This window comes from Streptomyces sp. NPDC051183 (genome assembly GCF_040682455.1).
GTDB lineage: Bacteria > Actinomycetota > Actinomycetes > Streptomycetales > Streptomycetaceae > Streptomyces.
Window position 1 is genome coordinate 17,765 of the sequence record NZ_JBFBBA010000031.1, and the last position, 15,823, is coordinate 33,587.

The 15,823-nt window shown below is 72.7% G+C and carries 16 protein-coding genes; 12 read left to right on the forward strand and 4 right to left on the reverse strand.

Features of this window, described 5'->3' with window-relative positions:
• Positions 1-3 precede the first annotated feature (3 nt).
• Complete coding sequence (locus AB0M99_RS25395; RefSeq protein WP_365924178.1) at positions 4-309, reverse strand: urease subunit gamma; 306 nt, start codon at positions 307-309, stop codon at positions 4-6.
• Positions 310-624: 315 nt separating this feature from the next.
• On the opposite strand from AB0M99_RS25395, the gene AB0M99_RS25400 reads away from it, so the two are divergent.
• A complete protein-coding gene (locus AB0M99_RS25400; protein WP_365924180.1) occupies positions 625-1,014 on the forward strand; it encodes a VOC family protein in 390 nt (129 codons plus the stop codon).
• Positions 1,015-1,027: 13 nt separating this feature from the next.
• On the opposite strand, the gene AB0M99_RS25405 is transcribed toward AB0M99_RS25400, so the two are convergent.
• On the reverse strand, positions 1,028-1,486 hold the full coding sequence (locus tag AB0M99_RS25405) for an ATP-binding protein (RefSeq protein WP_365924182.1): 459 nt from the start codon (positions 1,484-1,486) through the stop codon (positions 1,028-1,030).
• Between the two features lie 197 nt (positions 1,487-1,683).
• Between AB0M99_RS25405 and AB0M99_RS25410 the strand changes: the two genes are divergently transcribed.
• Both AB0M99_RS25410 and AB0M99_RS25415 read left to right on the forward strand, forming a co-directional pair.
• Positions 1,684-2,568 (forward strand): helix-turn-helix transcriptional regulator, encoded by an 885-nt coding sequence (locus AB0M99_RS25410; RefSeq protein ID WP_365924184.1) that lies wholly within the window; start codon positions 1,684-1,686, stop codon positions 2,566-2,568.
• Between the two features lie 14 nt (positions 2,569-2,582).
• Complete coding sequence (locus tag AB0M99_RS25415) at positions 2,583-2,807, forward strand: DUF397 domain-containing protein (protein WP_365924186.1); 225 nt, start codon at positions 2,583-2,585, stop codon at positions 2,805-2,807.
• Positions 2,808-2,813: 6 nt separating this feature from the next.
• Here AB0M99_RS25415 and AB0M99_RS25420 read toward each other — a convergent pair whose 3' ends face one another.
• Complete coding sequence (locus AB0M99_RS25420; protein ID WP_365924187.1) at positions 2,814-3,986, reverse strand: 8-amino-7-oxononanoate synthase; 1,173 nt, start codon at positions 3,984-3,986, stop codon at positions 2,814-2,816.
• Positions 3,987-4,141: 155 nt separating this feature from the next.
• Between AB0M99_RS25420 and bioB the strand changes: the two genes are divergently transcribed.
• From bioB to AB0M99_RS25450, 6 genes are all read left to right on the forward strand, one after another.
• Positions 4,142-5,401, forward strand: coding sequence for a biotin synthase BioB (bioB, locus tag AB0M99_RS25425; protein WP_365924189.1), 1,260 nt, complete (start codon positions 4,142-4,144; stop codon positions 5,399-5,401).
• The gene (locus AB0M99_RS25430; RefSeq protein WP_365924191.1) at positions 5,394-6,728 is read left to right on the forward strand and encodes an adenosylmethionine--8-amino-7-oxononanoate transaminase; all 1,335 of its coding nucleotides are present in this window, start codon (positions 5,394-5,396) and stop codon (positions 6,726-6,728) included. The genes bioB and AB0M99_RS25430 overlap by 8 nt, the downstream gene beginning before the upstream one ends.
• Before the next feature lies 1 nt (position 6,729).
• Positions 6,730-7,449 (forward strand): dethiobiotin synthase, encoded by a 720-nt coding sequence (bioD, locus tag AB0M99_RS25435; RefSeq protein WP_365924193.1) that lies wholly within the window; start codon positions 6,730-6,732, stop codon positions 7,447-7,449.
• A 69-nt stretch (positions 7,450-7,518) separates the two neighbouring features.
• Complete coding sequence (locus AB0M99_RS25440) at positions 7,519-8,202, forward strand: class I SAM-dependent methyltransferase (RefSeq protein WP_365924195.1); 684 nt, start codon at positions 7,519-7,521, stop codon at positions 8,200-8,202.
• A 73-nt stretch (positions 8,203-8,275) separates the two neighbouring features.
• Positions 8,276-9,166, forward strand: coding sequence for an ABC transporter ATP-binding protein (locus AB0M99_RS25445; protein ID WP_365924197.1), 891 nt, complete (start codon positions 8,276-8,278; stop codon positions 9,164-9,166).
• A gap of 4 nt (positions 9,167-9,170) precedes the next feature.
• Entirely contained in the window at positions 9,171-11,735 is a 2,565-nt protein-coding gene (locus tag AB0M99_RS25450) for an ABC transporter permease (protein WP_365924199.1), read from the forward strand.
• Between the two features lie 186 nt (positions 11,736-11,921).
• Here the strand turns inward: AB0M99_RS25450 and AB0M99_RS25455 are convergent, their stop codons facing one another.
• Positions 11,922-12,347 (reverse strand): GNAT family N-acetyltransferase, encoded by a 426-nt coding sequence (locus tag AB0M99_RS25455; RefSeq protein ID WP_365924201.1) that lies wholly within the window; start codon positions 12,345-12,347, stop codon positions 11,922-11,924.
• Positions 12,348-12,551: 204 nt separating this feature from the next.
• On the opposite strand from AB0M99_RS25455, the gene AB0M99_RS25460 reads away from it, so the two are divergent.
• The 3 genes from AB0M99_RS25460 to AB0M99_RS25470 all read left to right on the forward strand — a co-directional run bounded on the left by AB0M99_RS25460 (position 12,552) and on the right by AB0M99_RS25470 (position 15,759).
• Positions 12,552-13,883, forward strand: a complete 1,332-nt coding sequence (locus tag AB0M99_RS25460) for a hemolysin family protein (protein ID WP_365924203.1) — start codon at positions 12,552-12,554, stop codon at positions 13,881-13,883.
• Positions 13,880-14,902 carry a hemolysin family protein gene (locus tag AB0M99_RS25465; protein ID WP_365924205.1) on the forward strand — a complete coding sequence of 341 codons (1,023 nt, stop codon included), beginning with the start codon at positions 13,880-13,882 and terminating at the stop codon, positions 14,900-14,902. The genes AB0M99_RS25460 and AB0M99_RS25465 overlap by 4 nt, the downstream gene beginning before the upstream one ends.
• A gap of 65 nt (positions 14,903-14,967) precedes the next feature.
• Positions 14,968-15,759, forward strand: coding sequence for an SGNH/GDSL hydrolase family protein (locus AB0M99_RS25470; protein ID WP_365924207.1), 792 nt, complete (start codon positions 14,968-14,970; stop codon positions 15,757-15,759).
• Positions 15,760-15,823: the final 64 nt, after the last annotated feature.

Consider the following 15,823-nt stretch of genomic DNA (forward strand, 5'->3'; position numbering starts at 1 on the left):
TCCCTATCGGACGATCGGGTCGTGGACGGTGACGAGCTTGGTGCCGTCCGGGAAGGTCGCCTCGACCTGCACGTCGTGGATCATCTCGGGGATCCCCTCCATGACCTCGCTGCGGGCGAGAACGGTGCGTCCGGAGGCCATGAGCTCGGCCACGGTCCGCCCGTCGCGGGCCCCTTCGAGGATGTGCGAGGTGATCAGGGCGATGGCCTCGGGGTGGTTGAGCAGGACACCGCGGGCCCTTCTCTTCTCGGCCACGTCGGCGGCCACGTGGATGAGCAGTCTCTCCTGCTCGTGTGGTGTCAGTTGCACAAGAATCACCAAGTTTCCGGGACAAGATCAACCGTCGCGGCCGGGTCGACCCTAGAGGCCGTCAACACTCTGTTGACCTGCGCTTATCCGAGCCAAGCGTGTCTTGGCCAACGCGGGGAAAGGCTTTTCGTTCCGACCACCGCCGCTTTGCCGGCTCATGGGTGATCATTGGGGGTGATCATTGGCGGGGCCGTGGCGCCACGTTAGGACCCGCTCTTTTCCACTGAGTTAACCCACGTTTCGGGGAAGTACCCGGTTCAACTCCCGGGCCCCGCGCACCCCGTTCCGTATACGGATCCGCCCGCGAGGAGACACATGTTTCTCAATCCCGTCCACCACATCACTTTCGACGCCCTGGACCCCTATGCGATCGCCGAGTTCTGGTCCGCCGTGACCGGGTTCCCGATCCACCCCGACGACGTGGAGGGTGACGACGAGATCCTGCTGGAGCCGGGGCAGCCCGGTGTGCCCGGACTGCTGTTCATCCGGGTGCCGGACGCGAAGTCGGTCAAGAACCGCGTGCACCTGGACATCCAGCCGCCGACGGGCACCCGCGACGAGACGGTGCAGCGCCTCATCGGGCTCGGCGCCAAGCTCGTGGACGACCAGCGCCGGGAGGACGGCACCGGCTGGGTCGTGCTCGCCGACCCGGAGGGCAACGAACTGTGCATCGAGCGCAGCGCACCGGAGCGGGCCGGGGCCTGAACCGGCCCGGGGTTCAGCAGCCGGTGGGAGCCTTCGCCGGGGACCCGGCGCTCCAGGGCAGGGCGATCCACACGGTCTTGCCGCCGTCCTCGGTGGGACTGACCGAGAGCCGGCCGCCGGCCTCCGCGGTGAGCCAGCGGATGATGACCATCCCCCGGCCGTTGTCCTGCTGGACGGCGGCCGGGAGCCGCTTGGGCCAGCGCGGGTGGCTGTCGGTCACCCCGATGCGGAGCCACTCCTCGCGTTCGAGCCGGACGTCGACGGTGAAGGTGGGCGACTGGCCGAAAGTGTGCTGCACGGCATTGGTGGCGAGTTCCGAGACGATCAGCCGGACGCTGTCGGCCGTGTCGGTGCCGGGGCCGTCCTGGGAAAGCCCCCATTCGCTCAGCACCTCCGCGACGTAGCGGCGGGCGTTGGCGACCGAAGCGGGATCGCTCGGCAGAGTGACGGATGCTTCCTGGTGATCTGCCATGGCGACGGTCCCTTTCCCACCGGGACGGAACCGCCCCGGATCTGTGCTGGACGCCAGAGTGCCACTCATCGTGCCGCCGTTTCGCCCGTTCTCCCAAGTTATGCATATATCTGTCGCTCGATGCGGTGAACTCTGCTACGGAAGAGCGTATTTGGACGGCAGACTGGTGCGAGCTGTGCCGGTGGAAGGAGGCGGGTATGCAGCACGGTCCCGCGGTACGCCGGCGCAAGCTCGGCGAGGAGCTGCGTGCACTGCGCGACCGGTCCGGACTCACCAGCGGTGAGGCGGCCCGGCTCGTAGGATGGCACCAGTCGAAAATCAGCCGCATCGAGACAGGACGCAGTGGCGTCAAAGTGGAGGACATCCGCCTCCTCCTCGATGCCTACGGGCAGTTGGTGAGCCCCGAGCAGCGGGCGCTGCTGGAGGCCCTCTCGGTCTCGGCGACCGGCCCCGCCCCCGGCGGTGACACCGGGCGCGGCCGCCAGTGGTGGCACGACTACCGGGGGCTGCTGCCGCAGGAGTACCGGGACTTCATCAGCCTGGAGGCCGGCGCCCGGTCGGCCCGCACGGTGGAACTGTCCGTGGTTCCGGGGCTCTTGCAGACCCCCGAGTACGCGCGCGCCGTGACCCGGGCCGCGCTGGGCGGGCTGCCGGAGCCGAAGGTGGACGCGCTGGTCGAGGTACGGCTGGCCCGGCAGTCGGTGCTGCGGGCGAGTCCGCCGCTGGAGCTGAGCGCCGTACTGGACGAGGCGGTGCTCCGGCGGAAGATCGGCGGGCCGGGGGTGATGGCGGAGCAGCTGCGCCACCTGGTGGAGATGGCGCGACTGCCGCAAGTGCGGCTACAGGTCCTGCCGTTCAGTGTGGGGGGACATCTCGGCCTGACCGGACCGTTCGTAATTTTCTCATTTCCGAACATCGCCGATCTGGATGTGGTGGTACTCGACCACTTGACGAGTAGCCTCTATCTGGAGCGGAAGGAAGACCTAGAGGCGTACAGCGCAGCGTTCCGCACCATCCAGGCGCACGCCCTCCCGCCCCATGACTCGTCGGATCTCATCAGCTCACTCGCTGACGACGCGTAAGGAGGCACCCCCCCGTGTCCGCAACCCCCTTATCCACCAGCGGACTTCTGATCAGCGCGCGGTGGCGGCGGAGCAGCCGCAGCACCGGAATGAACAACTGCGTGGAAACCGCAGTCCTCGGTGACGGCCTGCTGGCCGTCCGCGACTCCAAGCGGACGGACGGCCCGGCCGTGCTCTTCACCGGGCCGGCCTGGGACGGCTTCCTCGTCTCCGTACGGGCGGACGCGACGCTCGCGTAGCTCCGCTCAGTGGTCCGTGGCTCCGGCCGGAGCGGTCCGCAGGATCGTTTCGACGGCCCGGGTGATCTCGTCCCCCGTGAGATCGGCCCGGGCTGTCAGCCGCAGCCGGGAAATGCCGTCCGGTACCGACGGCGGCCGGAAGCACCCCACGGACAGACCTGCCTCGCGGCAGTCGGCGGCCCAGCGCAGTGCCGCCGAGGCCGACGGGGCCCGTACCGACACCACGGCAGCGTCCGGCCGGGCCGCGGTCAGGCCGGACGCGGTGAGCCGCCCGTACAGTTCGGCGGACACCTCGCGGGCCCGGCCGGCCCGTTCCGGTTCCCGCTGGAGCAGGCGCAGGCTCGCGAGCGCGGCGCCCGCGGCGGCCGGTGCCAGCCCGGTGTCGAAGATGAAGGTCCGGGCGGTGTTGATCAGGTGCCTGATCACCTTGGCCGGGCCGAGCACGGCCCCGCCCTGGCTGCCCAGCGACTTCGAGAGGGTCAGCGTGGCGACCACGCCGGGGGCGCCCGCGAGCCCGGCGGCGTGCAGCGCGCCACGGCCGCCCTCGCCCAGTACGCCCAGCCCGTGCGCGTCGTCCACGACCAGGGCCGCGCCCTCGTCACGGCAGGCGGCGGCGTAGTCGGCGAGCGGTGCGGCGTCCCCGTCCACGGAGAACACCGAGTCGCTGACGAGCAGCGCCCGGCCCTCGTGCGCGGCGAGCGTCTTGCGCGCGGTCTCGGGGTCGGAGTGCGGGACGACGGCGGTCTCGGCGCGCGAGAGGCGGCAGCCGTCCACGATCGAGGCGTGGTTCCCGGCGTCCGAGACGACCAGCGTGCCGCGGTCGCTGAGCGCGGTGACGGCGGCGAGGTTGGCGGCGTACCCGGACGACAGGACGAGCGCGGCCTCGAAACCGCAGAAGTCCGCGAGCTCGCGCTCGAGCTCGGCATGAAGCTCGGTCGTACCCGTCACGAGGCGGGATCCAGTTGCTCCGGCCCCCCAACGCTCGGCCGCCTCGCGGGCGCCGCGTACCGTCTCGGGGTGCCTGGACAGTCCGAGATAGTCGTTGCTCGCGAGATCGAGGAGCGGCGAGGAGGCCTCGCGCGGGCGCAGGGTCCGGACGAGTCCGGCCTGCTCGCGGGCCTGCTCCGCGTCGTCGATCCAGGCGAAGACGTCCACGGGTTCGGGGTTGTGCTGGGGCATCGGCGGTCCTCGCGTTTTGTCGGCAGTCCACAGACCTGCCCGACCCTAGCCGCCGTCACTAGAGCGCCAGGTGTGGCGATACACACACTCCGTTCCGGCCATGTTGTTGGATCTCTCCTTGGCCGGGAGTGGTCGTGTGGTCCAGGATCGGCGTCATGGACCTGCTGAACACCCTGGTGGACAAGGGGCTGCGGCGCGAGCTGCCGACCCGCGAAGAGGCACTCGCCGTGCTGGCGACCTCTGACGACGAACTGCTCGACGTGGTGGCCGCGGCCGGCAAGGTGCGCCGCCAGTGGTTCGGGCGTCGGGTCAAGCTGAACTACCTGGTCAACCTGAAATCCGGCCTCTGCCCCGAGGACTGCTCCTACTGCTCGCAGCGGCTGGGCTCGAAGGCCGAGATCCTCAAGTACACCTGGCTGAAGCCCGAGGAGGCCTCCCAGGCCGCGGCCGCCGGTGTCGCGGGCGGGGCCAAGCGGGTGTGCCTGGTGGCGAGCGGCCGCGGGCCCACGGACCGCGACGTGGACCGGGTCGGCAAGACCATCGAGGCCATCAAGGAGCAGAACGAGGGCATCGAGGTCTGTGCCTGCCTCGGCCTGCTCTCGGACGGGCAGGCGGAGCGTCTGAAGGACGCGGGTGCCGATGCCTACAACCACAACCTCAACACCTCCGAGGCGACGTACGGCCAGATCACCAAGACCCACACGTACGCGGACCGCGTCGACACCGTGCAGAAGGCGCACGCGGCGGGCCTGTCGGCCTGCTCGGGCCTGATCGCGGGCATGGGCGAGAGCGACGAGGACCTGGTCGACGTCGTCTACTCGCTGCGCGAGCTGGACTCGGACTCGGTGCCGGTCAACTTCCTCATCCCGTTCGAGGGCACCCCGCTCGCCAAGGAGTGGAACCTCACCCCGCAGCGCTGCCTGCGGATCCTCGCGATGGTCCGGTTCGTCTGCCCCGACGTGGAGGTCCGGATCGCCGGCGGCCGCGAGGTGCACCTGCGCTCGATGCAGCCGCTCGCGCTGAACATCGCCAACTCGATCTTCCTCGGCGACTACCTCACCAGTGAGGGCCAGGCCGGCCAGGCCGACCTCGACATGATCGCCGATGCCGGCTTCGAGGTGGAGGGTGCCGGTACGACCACCCTCCCCGCGCACCGCTCCGACGCCGCGGCCGCGGCGGCCACGGGCGGGGGCTGCGGCTCGCACGGCGGCGGCGCCTCGGTGTGCGGCTCGGGTTCCGCTGCGGGTGCCGCGGGCTCCGCCGACGAGGCCGGCTGCGGCTCGGCCTGCGGCGGCTGCTCCGGGCACGCGGAGCCGGCGGCCGTACCGGCGCAGGCCGATGCGGGCGAGGTGCGCTCGGACCTGGTTGCGGTCCGCCGCCGCGGCGCGGGAACGGATCTCGCGCCCAATGCCTGACCAGCACCCCGTGCACGACCCGCTGGACGCGCTGCCGGACGCCGCCGAACTGCTCGGCCTGGACCGGCAGCACGTCTGGCACCCGTACGGTCCGATGCCCGGGCGGGAGGGGCCGCTGCTGGTCTCCTCCGCCTCGGGCGTCCGGCTGCGCCTCGGCGCACCGGCCCAGGGCCGGGACGAGCTGGTGGACGGCATGTCCTCCTGGTGGTCGGCGATCCACGGCTACAACCACCCTGCGCTGAACGAGGCCGCGACCGACCAGCTCGGCCGCATGTCGCACGTCATGTTCGGCGGGCTCACCCACGAGCCCGCCGTCCGGCTGGCCGCGCGACTGGTCGAGATCACCCCGGCCGGGCTGGACCACGTCTTCCTCTCCGACTCGGGTTCGGTGGCCGTCGAGGTCGCCGTGAAGATGTGCCTCCAGTACTGGCGCTCGGTGGGGCGGACCGGCAAGACCCGGCTCATGACCTGGCGCGGCGGCTACCACGGTGACACCTGGCAGCCGATGGCCGTGTGCGACCCCGAGGGCGGGATGCACGAGCTGTGGTCGGGCCACCTGCCCAAGCAGCTGTTCGCGGACGCGCCGCCCGGCGACTTCGACACCCCGGTCGACCCCGCGTACGCCGACCACCTGCGGTCCCTCATCGCCGCGCACGCGGACGAGCTGGCCGCCGTGATCGTGGAGCCGGTGGTGCAGGGCGCGGGCGGCATGCGCTTCCACAACCCGGGCTACCTGCGGGTGCTGCGCGAGCTGTGCGACGAGTACGGGGTCCTCCTGATCCTGGACGAGATCGCGACCGGGTTCGGCCGCACGGGCGCGCTGTTCGCGGCCGACCACGCCGGGATCACCCCGGACGTGATCTGCGTGGGCAAGGCGCTGACCGGCGGCTACCTCTCGCTGGCGGCGACGCTCTGCACGGAGCGGGTGGCCGTCGGCATCTCGCAGGGCGAGGTGCCGGTACTGGCGCACGGACCCACCTTCATGGGCAACCCGCTCGCGACGGCGGTGGCGCTGGCCTCGATCGACCTGCTCCTGAACCAGGACTGGGCCCGCGAGGTCAAGCGGATCGAGGCGGGCCTGCGCGAAGGCCTCGCCCCGGCCGCCGCGCTTCCGGGGGTCAAGGAGGTCCGGGTCCTCGGTGCCATCGGCGTGGTCCAGCTCGACCGCCCCGTCGACATGGCGCGCGCGACCCGGGCGGCCGTCGCGGAAGGCGTCTGGCTGCGCCCGTTCCGGGACCTGATCTACACCATGCCCCCGTTCGTCACGGGCGACGCCGACGTGGCGCGCATCTGCCGCGCGGTCACCGCCGCGGCACGGGAGGGCTGACATGACCGTGGTGATGGTCTCGGGGACCGGTACGGAAATCGGCAAAACGGTGGTCACCTCGGCCGTCGCGGCGGCCGCACTGGCCGCCGGCCGCTCGGTGGCGGTCCTCAAGCCCGCCCAGACGGGCGTGACGCCGGACGAGCCGGGTGACGCGGCGGAAGCCGTCCGGCTGGCCGGGCCGGCCATGACGGCGGTGGAACTGGCCCGCTACCCCGAGCCGTTGGCCCCGGACACGGCGGCCCGCCGCGCGGGTCTGGCCACGCTGTCCCCGGCCGAGATCGCGCAGGCGGCCGAGCGGCTGTCCGCCGATCACGACCTGGTGCTGGTGGAGGGCGCGGGCGGACTCCTGGTGCGCTTCGACGCCGACGGGAACACCCTGGCCGACGCGGCCCGGCTGCTCGGCGCGCCGACACTGGTCGTCGCGCCGGCGGGCCTGGGCACGCTCAACTCGACGGCCCTCACCGCCGAGGCCCTGCGCGCCCGGGGCCTGACCGGCCTCGGCGTGGTCATCGGCAGTTGGCCGGAACAGCCCGACCTGGCCGCCCGCTGCAACCTGGCCGACCTTCCCGCGGTCTCGGGACTCCCCCTCCTGGGCGCGGTGCCGCAGGGCTCGGGCGGCCTGGACCCGCAGGCCTTCCGCCGCGCCTGCCCCGGCTGGCTGGACCCGACGCTCTCGGGCACCTGGTCGGCGGAGTCGTTCCTGGCGGCCTGGCCGGCGTAGCGACGGGGGATGGGGTCCGCGATCCGGGGGAGACTGACGTTACGCGTCCGTCCGCCCCGGAGGTACGTCATGCCGAAGCAGAGCAAACCCGCATCCGGCCCGCCGTCCGCTGACCCAGTCCACCATCCGCTCTTCGCCCGCTTCTACGCCCGCGCCAGCGTCCAGGCCGACACCCGGGGCGGCATCGCCGTGCTGCGCCGGGAGCTCCTGCAGGGAGTGAGCGGCCGCGTCATCGAGATCGGCGCCGGCAACGGCCTCAACTTCGCGCACTACCCGCGCGCCGTCTCCGAGGTCGTCGCCGTGGAGCCCGAGCGCACCCTGCGCCGGCTCGCGGTCGATGCGGCCCTGCGAGCGGAGGTCCCCGTGGACGTCGTGCCCGGCGCCGCCGAGGCCCTGCCGGTCAAGAGCGAGGCCTTCGACGCCGCCGTCGCCTGCCTCGTGCTGTGCACCGTACGGGACCTGCGGCGCTCCCTCGCGGAGCTGCACCGCGTGCTCCGCCCCGACGCCGAGCTGCGGTTCTTCGAGCACGGAGCGGCGCCCGGCCGCGGCATGGCCGCCGTCCAGCGGGGGTTGGACCGTACCGTCTGGCCCCACCTGTTCGGCGGGTGCCACACGTCCCGCGACCCCGTCGCCGCGATCGAGGCCGCCGGATTCCGGATCGTCTCCCGGCGCCGGTTCCGGCTGCCTGCGCGCGGGCCGGCGCTGCCGACCTCGTACTGCGTCATCGGATCGGCCCGGCGCTCCCCCGCGTAGCCCATTCCGAAGCCGCGGTTCCAGGCCTACTCTCGCCCCCGACAAGGCGATCGTCCAACCCCGGGGAGAGCAAGTGGCCCGTACCCAGCCCGTGGAGACCGAGGCGCCGGCTCCGACCGCGGCCCGTGCCCGCGCCCTCACCAAGGCGTACGGCAGTGGGGAGACCTGCGTACTGGCGCTGGACGCGGTCGACGTGGACATCGCCCGCGGCCGGTTCACGGCGGTGATGGGGCCCTCCGGTTCCGGCAAGTCCACGCTGATGCACTGTCTGGCCGGGCTGGACACCGTGTCCGCCGGGCAGGTCTGGCTCGGGGACACCGAGATCACCGGCCTGCCCGACCGCCGGCTGACCCGGCTGCGGCGCGACCGGGTCGGCTTCGTGTTCCAGTCGTTCAACCTCCTGCCGACCCTGACCGCCGCCGAGAACATCACGCTGCCGATGGACATAGCCGGCCGGCGCCCCGACCAGGAGTGGCTGGACCGCGTCATCGACACCCTGGGCCTGCGCGACCGCCTCCACCACCGCCCCAGCCAGCTCTCGGGCGGCCAGCAGCAGCGCGTGGCCTGCGCCCGCGCCCTCGCCTCCCGGCCCGAGCTGATCTTCGCGGACGAGCCCACCGGCAACCTGGACTCCCGTTCCGGGGCCGAAGTGCTCGGCTTCCTGCGCACGGCGGTGGACTCGCTGGGCCAGACCGTGGTGATGGTGACCCACGACCCCGGCGCCGCCGGCCATGCGGACCTGGTGCTCTTCCTCGCCGACGGCCGGATCGTCGACCGGATGCCGGACCCCACGGCGGAGGCCGTGCTGGAACGGATGCGCCGCTTCTCCTCCCCCGGCGCCGGTCTGCCCGCAACTGCTCTCCCCGCGACCGGCCTGACCACAAGCGGTCTGCCCGCGGCCGGCCTCGCCCCGGACGGCACGCCCCCGGCCGACGCGCCCGCCGCCGACACCCCCGAGGGCTGAGGCCGTGCTCCGGGCCAGCCTGCGCAGCTTCCTCGCCCACAAGGGCCGCCTGCTGCTGTCCGCGCTCGCGGTCCTGCTGTCGGTGGCGTTCGTCTCCGGCAGCCTGATCTTCTCGGACACGGTCACCCGGACCTTCGACCGCCTCTTCGCCTCCACCTCCGCCGATGTGACGGTCGGTCCGGCGGAGGACTTCGCCGAGACCCTCCCCTCGGGCGTCGTGCCCACCGTCCCCGCCGACCTCGCGGACCGGGTCGGGGCCGTCCCCGGCGTCGCGGGCGTCCACGTCGACGCCACCGTCGAGAACGTCACGGTCGTGGACTCGGCGAACGAGCCGGTGGGCCCGACCACCGGCGGGCCGACGATCGCCGCCAACTGGTACGTCACCCCGCGCACCCCCGTGAAGCTGACCAGCGGCCGCGAGCCGGCCGGTCCGGGCGAGGCCCTGCTCGACCGGGACACCGCGGACAAGCGCAAGGTGCGTATCGGGGACACCCTCACCGTCCTCGCCCCGCCCGGTTCCTTCCGGGTCCGGGTCACCGGCATCGCGACCTTCACCACCACCAACCCGGGCGCGGCCCTCGTCTTCCTGGAGACCTCCGCCGCCCAGCGGCAGCTGCTCGGCGGAGCCGACCGCGCATCGGCCATCGCGGTGGACGCGGCCCCCGGGGTCCCGGACGCGGAGCTGAAGGCGCGGATCGCGGCCGCCCTCGGCCCGGGCTACGAGCTGCGGACGGCGGCCGAGCAGGCGAAGAGCGCCGCCGCGCAGCTCGGCGGGTTCCTGTCCGTCGTCAAGTACGTGATGCTCGGCTTCGCCGGTGTGGCGGTACTGGTCGGGATCTTCCTCATCGTCAACACCTTCTCGATGCTGATCGCCCAGCGCACGCGCGAGCTCGGGCTGCTGCGCGCGCTCGGCGCCGACCGCAGGCAGGTCCGCCGTTCGGTGCTGACGGAGGCGCTGCTGCTGGGGCTGACCGGCTCCACGCTGGGTCTCGCGGCCGGGATCGGGCTGGCGGCGGCCCTGATGGAACTGATGGGCCTGGCCGGGATGAACCTGAGCGCGGCCGAGATGGCCATCGGCTGGGGAACTCCGATGGCGGCCTACGCCGTCGGACTGGGCGTCACCCTCGTGGCGGCGTACCTCCCGGCCCGGCGCGCAGCCGCGGTCTCCCCGATGGCGGCGCTGGCGGACGCCGAGGTGTCGGGCCAGGGGAAGCCGCTGACCGTACGGGGCACCGTGGGCGGCCTGCTGGGCGCGGCGGGGATCGCCGCCCTGGCGGGGTGCGCGGCCGGCACCCGTACGGCGAGCGCTTCGGCGCTGCTCGGGCTGGGCGTCGTACTGACGCTGGTGGCGATGGTGGTGGCGGGGCCGCTGCTCGTACGGCCGGTGGTCCGGGTGCTGGGGGGTGCGTTCCCGCGGGTGTTCGGCGCGGTCGGGCGGCTCAGCCGGCGCAACGCGCTGCGCAACCCGCGCCGGACGGGAGCCACCGCGTCGGCGCTGATGGTGGGGCTTGCGCTGGTGAGCGGGCTGTCGGTGGCGAGTTCCTCGATGGCGGCGTCCTTCGACGCGCAGATCGACAGGACGCTGGGCGCGGACTACGTGGTCCAGAACGCGAACTTCATGCCGTTCCCCGCCGAGGTGACGCAGGCGGTACGCCGCTCCGCGCAGGGCGGCCTGGTGGTGCGCCAGAGGTTCGCCCCACTGCGGGTCTCGGCTCCGGACGGCGCCCGGATCGAGACCTCGGCGGCCGGCTACGACCCGGAGCTCGACGAGGTGGCGCACGTGACGTATGCCGAGGGCGCGACCCCGGCCGCGCTCGGGGCGGACCGGATCGGGATGGACCGGGACTTCGCGGTGTCACACGGTATCCGGGTCGGGACGGTGCTTCCGGTGCTGTTCGCGGGCGGCCGGCAGGCTTCGCTGACGGTGGGGGCGCTGACCGACATGGACGCGCCGCAGGCACCCGGGGCCGAGGGCGGGCTGTTCATGGGCATGGGCACGCTGGAGTCGTACCTGCCGGGCGGCCAGGACGCGGCCGTGTACGTGAACGGCGCGCGGGGCGGTGACGTGGCGGCGCTGCGCGAACGACTGGAGACGGCTCTGGCGGGCTATCCGCAGGTGCAGGTGCGCAACCAGGCCGATTACAAGGAGCTGATCCGGGGCCAGATCTCGGTGATGCTGATGCTGGTGTACGGACTGCTGGCGCTGGCGATCATCATCGCGGTGCTGGGGGTGGTGAACACCTTGGCCCTTTCGGTGGTGGAGCGGACCCGCGAGATCGGGTTGCTGCGGGCGGTCGGCCTGTCGCGGGCGCAACTGCGCCGGATGATCCACCTGGAATCGGTGGTGATCGCGGTGTTCGGCGCCGTGCTGGGGCTCGGGCTCGGGCTGGTGTGGGGGCTGGCGATGCAGCAGGTGCTGGAGTTGCAGGGGATGACCGCGCTGGAGATCCCGTGGCCGGTGATGGGCGCCGTGGTGGCCGGCTCGGTGGTGGTCGGGCTGGCGGCGGCCGTGCTGCCCGCGCTGCGGGCCGCGCGGATGAACGTACTGGCGGCCATCGCGCACGAGTGACGCCGTCGGCGGCGCGCGGCCACCGGCCGCGGACCGCCGACTGCCCGGCGCGACTGCCCGGCGCGACTGCCCGGCGCGACTGCCCGGCGCGACTGCCCGGCGCGACCGCCCGGCGCGACCGCCCGGCGCGACCGCCCGGCGCGACCGCCTGGCGCGACCGCCTGGCGCGGCCGCCGCCGGGCGGGATCACCCGTTCAGCGGCTTCACCCAGCGCGTCCACTGGTCCTCGGGGTGGTAGCCGGCCGCGCTCCACGCCCCGTGCGCGTTTTCGTTGCGGACGAGCACCATGGCGTCCGCGCGTCGCCCGCCGAGGGCCACGAACCGCTCCTCGGCGGCGGCCAGCAGCGCCGATCCGACCCCCTGCCTGCGGTGCTGCGGGTGCACGGCGAGCCGGTACAGGTGGCAGCGCCAGCCGTCGAAGCCGGCGATGACCGTGCCGACGAGCTCGCCGTCGCGGCGCGCGAGCAGCAGGGCCTGCGGGTCACGGGCGTACAGGCGCCCCACGCCGTCGAGGTCGTCGCTGATGCTCGTGCCCTCGGCCGCGGCCTTCCAGAAGTCGAGCACGGCGGCGAGGTCGGATTCCTCGGCGGGTCCGATGTGAAGATCAGTCATGCCGGGGATCCCATCACGGCCCGGGATGTTGGGCCAAAAGAATTATCCGATCCCTTTGCCCTTCCTTTACCATGTGAGCAATGGTTCTCACGAACACCACTCGAACGAAAGGTGTGAGCGTCCGCCCATGGGCGAGCCTCCCAGTCCACGACATCGCGCGACACCCCTCCTCCTGGCCGATCATGGGACGGAGGTGATCGACCGATGACCGAAGTGCTCCTCCTCGTCGTGGCGCTGCTGCTCTGCCTTGCGTGCGGGGCCTTCGTCGCGGCCGAGTTCTCGCTGACCACCATCGAGCGCAGCGAGCTGGAGCGGGCCGTCGAGCGCGGCGAGCGCGGGGCCGACAGCGCCCTGGCCGCCGTACGGAGCCTGACCTTCCAGCTCTCCGGCGCCCAGCTGGGCATCACCGTGACCGGCCTGGTCATCGGCATGATCTCCAAGCCCTCGATCGCCGCCCTGCTCAAGGGCCCCTTCGAGGACATGGGCCTGTCCTCCGGCGCCGCCTCCTCCACCGCCCTGGTCCTGGGCACCGCCCTGTCGACCGTCGTCCTGATGGTCGTCGGCGAACTGGTGCCCAAGAACTGGGCGATCTCCTCGCCGCTGGCCGTCGCCAAGCGCGTGGCCACCATGCAGCGGGTCTTCAGCCGGGCCTTCCGCCCGCTGATCGGCCACCTGAACACCACCGCCAACCACATGGTGCGGCGGTTCGGCATGGAGCCCGCCGAGGAGCTGGCCTCCGCGCGCACCCCGCAGGAGCTGGTGGCGCTGGCCCGGCACTCCGCGAAGGCCGGTGCGCTGGAGAAGGACACCGCCGAACTGTTCGTGCGGACCCTGAACCTCGCCGACCTCACCGCCGAGAACGTCATGACCCCGCGCGTCCAGGTCACCGCCCTCGAAGTGCAGACCACCGCCGAGGACGTGGCGAACGCGACGCTGGCCACCGGCCTGTCGCGCTTCCCCGTCTACCGGGGCAACCTCGACACCGTCGTCGGCACCGTGCACATCAAGGACGTACTGGCGCTGCCCGCCGAGGAGCGGCACCACCGCCCGGTGTCCTCACTGCTGCGCGAGCCGCTCCTCGTACCGGAGTCCCTGACCGTGGACCGGCTGCTGGACCGGCTGTCCGGCAAGCAGACGATGGCCGTGGTCATCGACGAGTACGGCGGCACGGCCGGTGTGGCCACGCTGGAGGACATCGTCGAAGAAGTCGTCGGTGAGGTCCGCGACGAGCACGACCCGCACGAGACCTCCGACCTGGCCCCGGCCGGCGAGGACGAGGCGGGGCGCAGGCTCTACTCCGCCGAGGGCGCCGCGCGCACCGACCAGCTCCAGCGGATCGGGCTGCGCGTGCCGGAAGGCCCGTACGAGACGCTGGCCGGTCTGATAGCGACCGAGCTGGGCCGGATCCCGGTCGTCGGCGACAGCCTGGAGCTGGACGGTTGGCGCCTGGACGTCGTGGACGCGAGCGGCCGGCGGGCCGCGCGGGTGCTGTTGCACGTGCCCGTGGCCGACGAGGGTACGGAGGGGGTCCGATGACCGCGGTGCAGTTGCTGATCGGCCTGGCGACCCTGGTCGTCAACGCCTTCTTCGTCGGCGCGGAGTTCGCGCTGATCTCCGTCCGGCGCAGCCAGATCGAGCCGTACGCCGAGCAGGGCGACCGGCGGGCCCGCGCCGTCCTGTGGGCGCTGGAGCACGTGTCCGCGCTGATGGCGGCGGCGCAGCTGGGCATCACGCTGTGCACCCTGGTGCTCGGTGTGGTGGCTGAGCCCGCCATCGCGCACCTGCTGACCCCGCTGTTCGACCTGGTCGGGGTGCCGTCCGGCGTGACCCACGTGATCTCCTTCGTGGTGGCGCTGGCCCTGGCGACGTACCTGCACATGCTCTTCGGCGAGATGCTGCCGAAGAACGTGGCGCTGGCCGAGCCGGTGCGCACCGCGCTGCTGCTCGGACCGCCGCTGGTGGCCCTCACCCGGGCGCTGCGGCCGGTGATCTTCGCGATCAACGCCTTCGCCAACGCGCTGCTGCGGCTGCTGCGGGTGGATGTGAAGGACGAGGTCGCGGCGACGTTCACGGACGACGAGCTGGCACGGATCGTGAAGGACTCCAGTGACGCGGGGCTCATCGACGACAGGGCGAGCGAGCGGCTGCACGACGCCCTGGAGCTGGGGCGCAGGCCGGTCACCGATGTGGTGCTGCCCGCGGACCGGGTGGTCTCGGCCCGGCAGGGCATCACGCCCGCCGGTCTGGAGCTGCTGTCGGCCGAGTCCGGGTACTCCCGCTTCCCCGTCGTCGACGCGCAGCACGGGATCCTCGGCTACCTGCACGTCAAGGACGTCCTGGACGTGGCGGAGCGGGACGAGCCCTTCCCGGTCTCGGCGCTGCGGCCGATCGCCCAGGTGCGGGCCGAGACCCCGCTGGACGACGTGCTGACCGCGATGCGGCGCAGCCGTACGCACCTGGCTGCGGTCCTCGGGGCCGACGGGGTCATGACGGGCCTGGTCACGATGGAGGACGTGCTGCGCGAGCTGTTCGGCAAGCCGGCCTCCGCGCAGTGATCTCCGCCGACGTGTGGTCCCCGGCCCTGCGGGGCCGGGGTACCGCGCGGTAGCATCGCTCCGCCATGGAGATGAATGCCTCTTACACCAGTTTCGTCGCGGTCGGCGACTCCTTCACCGAGGGCATGTCCGACCTGCTCCCGGACGGCTCCTACCGGGGCTGGGCCGATCTGCTGGCCGCCCGCCTCGCGGCGCGCGAGCCGTCCTTCCGCTACGCGAACCTCGCCGTGCGGGGAAAGCTGATCGGCCAGATCGCCGCGGACCAGGCCCCGGCGGCAGCCGCGATGGGCGCCGACGTGGTGACCCTGGTCGGCGGGCTGAACGACGCGCTGCGCCCCAAGGTCGACATGGGCCGGGTGCGCGGGCACCTGGAGGAGGCGGTGGGGCTGCTCGCCCCCTCGTGCAAGACGCTGGTCCTGATGCGCTCCCCGGGGCGCAACGGGCCGGTGATGGAACGCTTCCGCCCGCGCATGGAGGAGCTCTTCGCCGTCATCGAGGAGCTCGCCGCCCGGCACGGCGCCCTGGTGGTGGACCTGTACGGGCCCGCCGTCCTCGGGGACCCCCGGATGTGGGACGTGGACCGGCTGCACCTGACCGCCGAGGGCCACCGCCGGGTCGCGGAGGCCGTCTGGCAGACGCTGGGCCTGCCGCCGGAGGAGGACTGGCGCGTGGAGCTCCCGCCCGCGGTCCCCCCGGGCTGGGCCGCCCGCCGCGGCCAGGACCTCAGCTTCGCGCGACAGCACCTGCTCCCCTGGGTCGGCCGCCGCCTCACGGGCCGCTCCTCCGGTGACGGCCGCCCGGCCAAGCGCCCGGAGCTGCTGCCGTACGAGGCTTCTGCGGGCGACCCGCTCTCGTAGCAAGGCACAATCCGGGGCGGGGTCCCTACCTGCGTAAACACACAGCGGGAGCCCAAGTAGAATC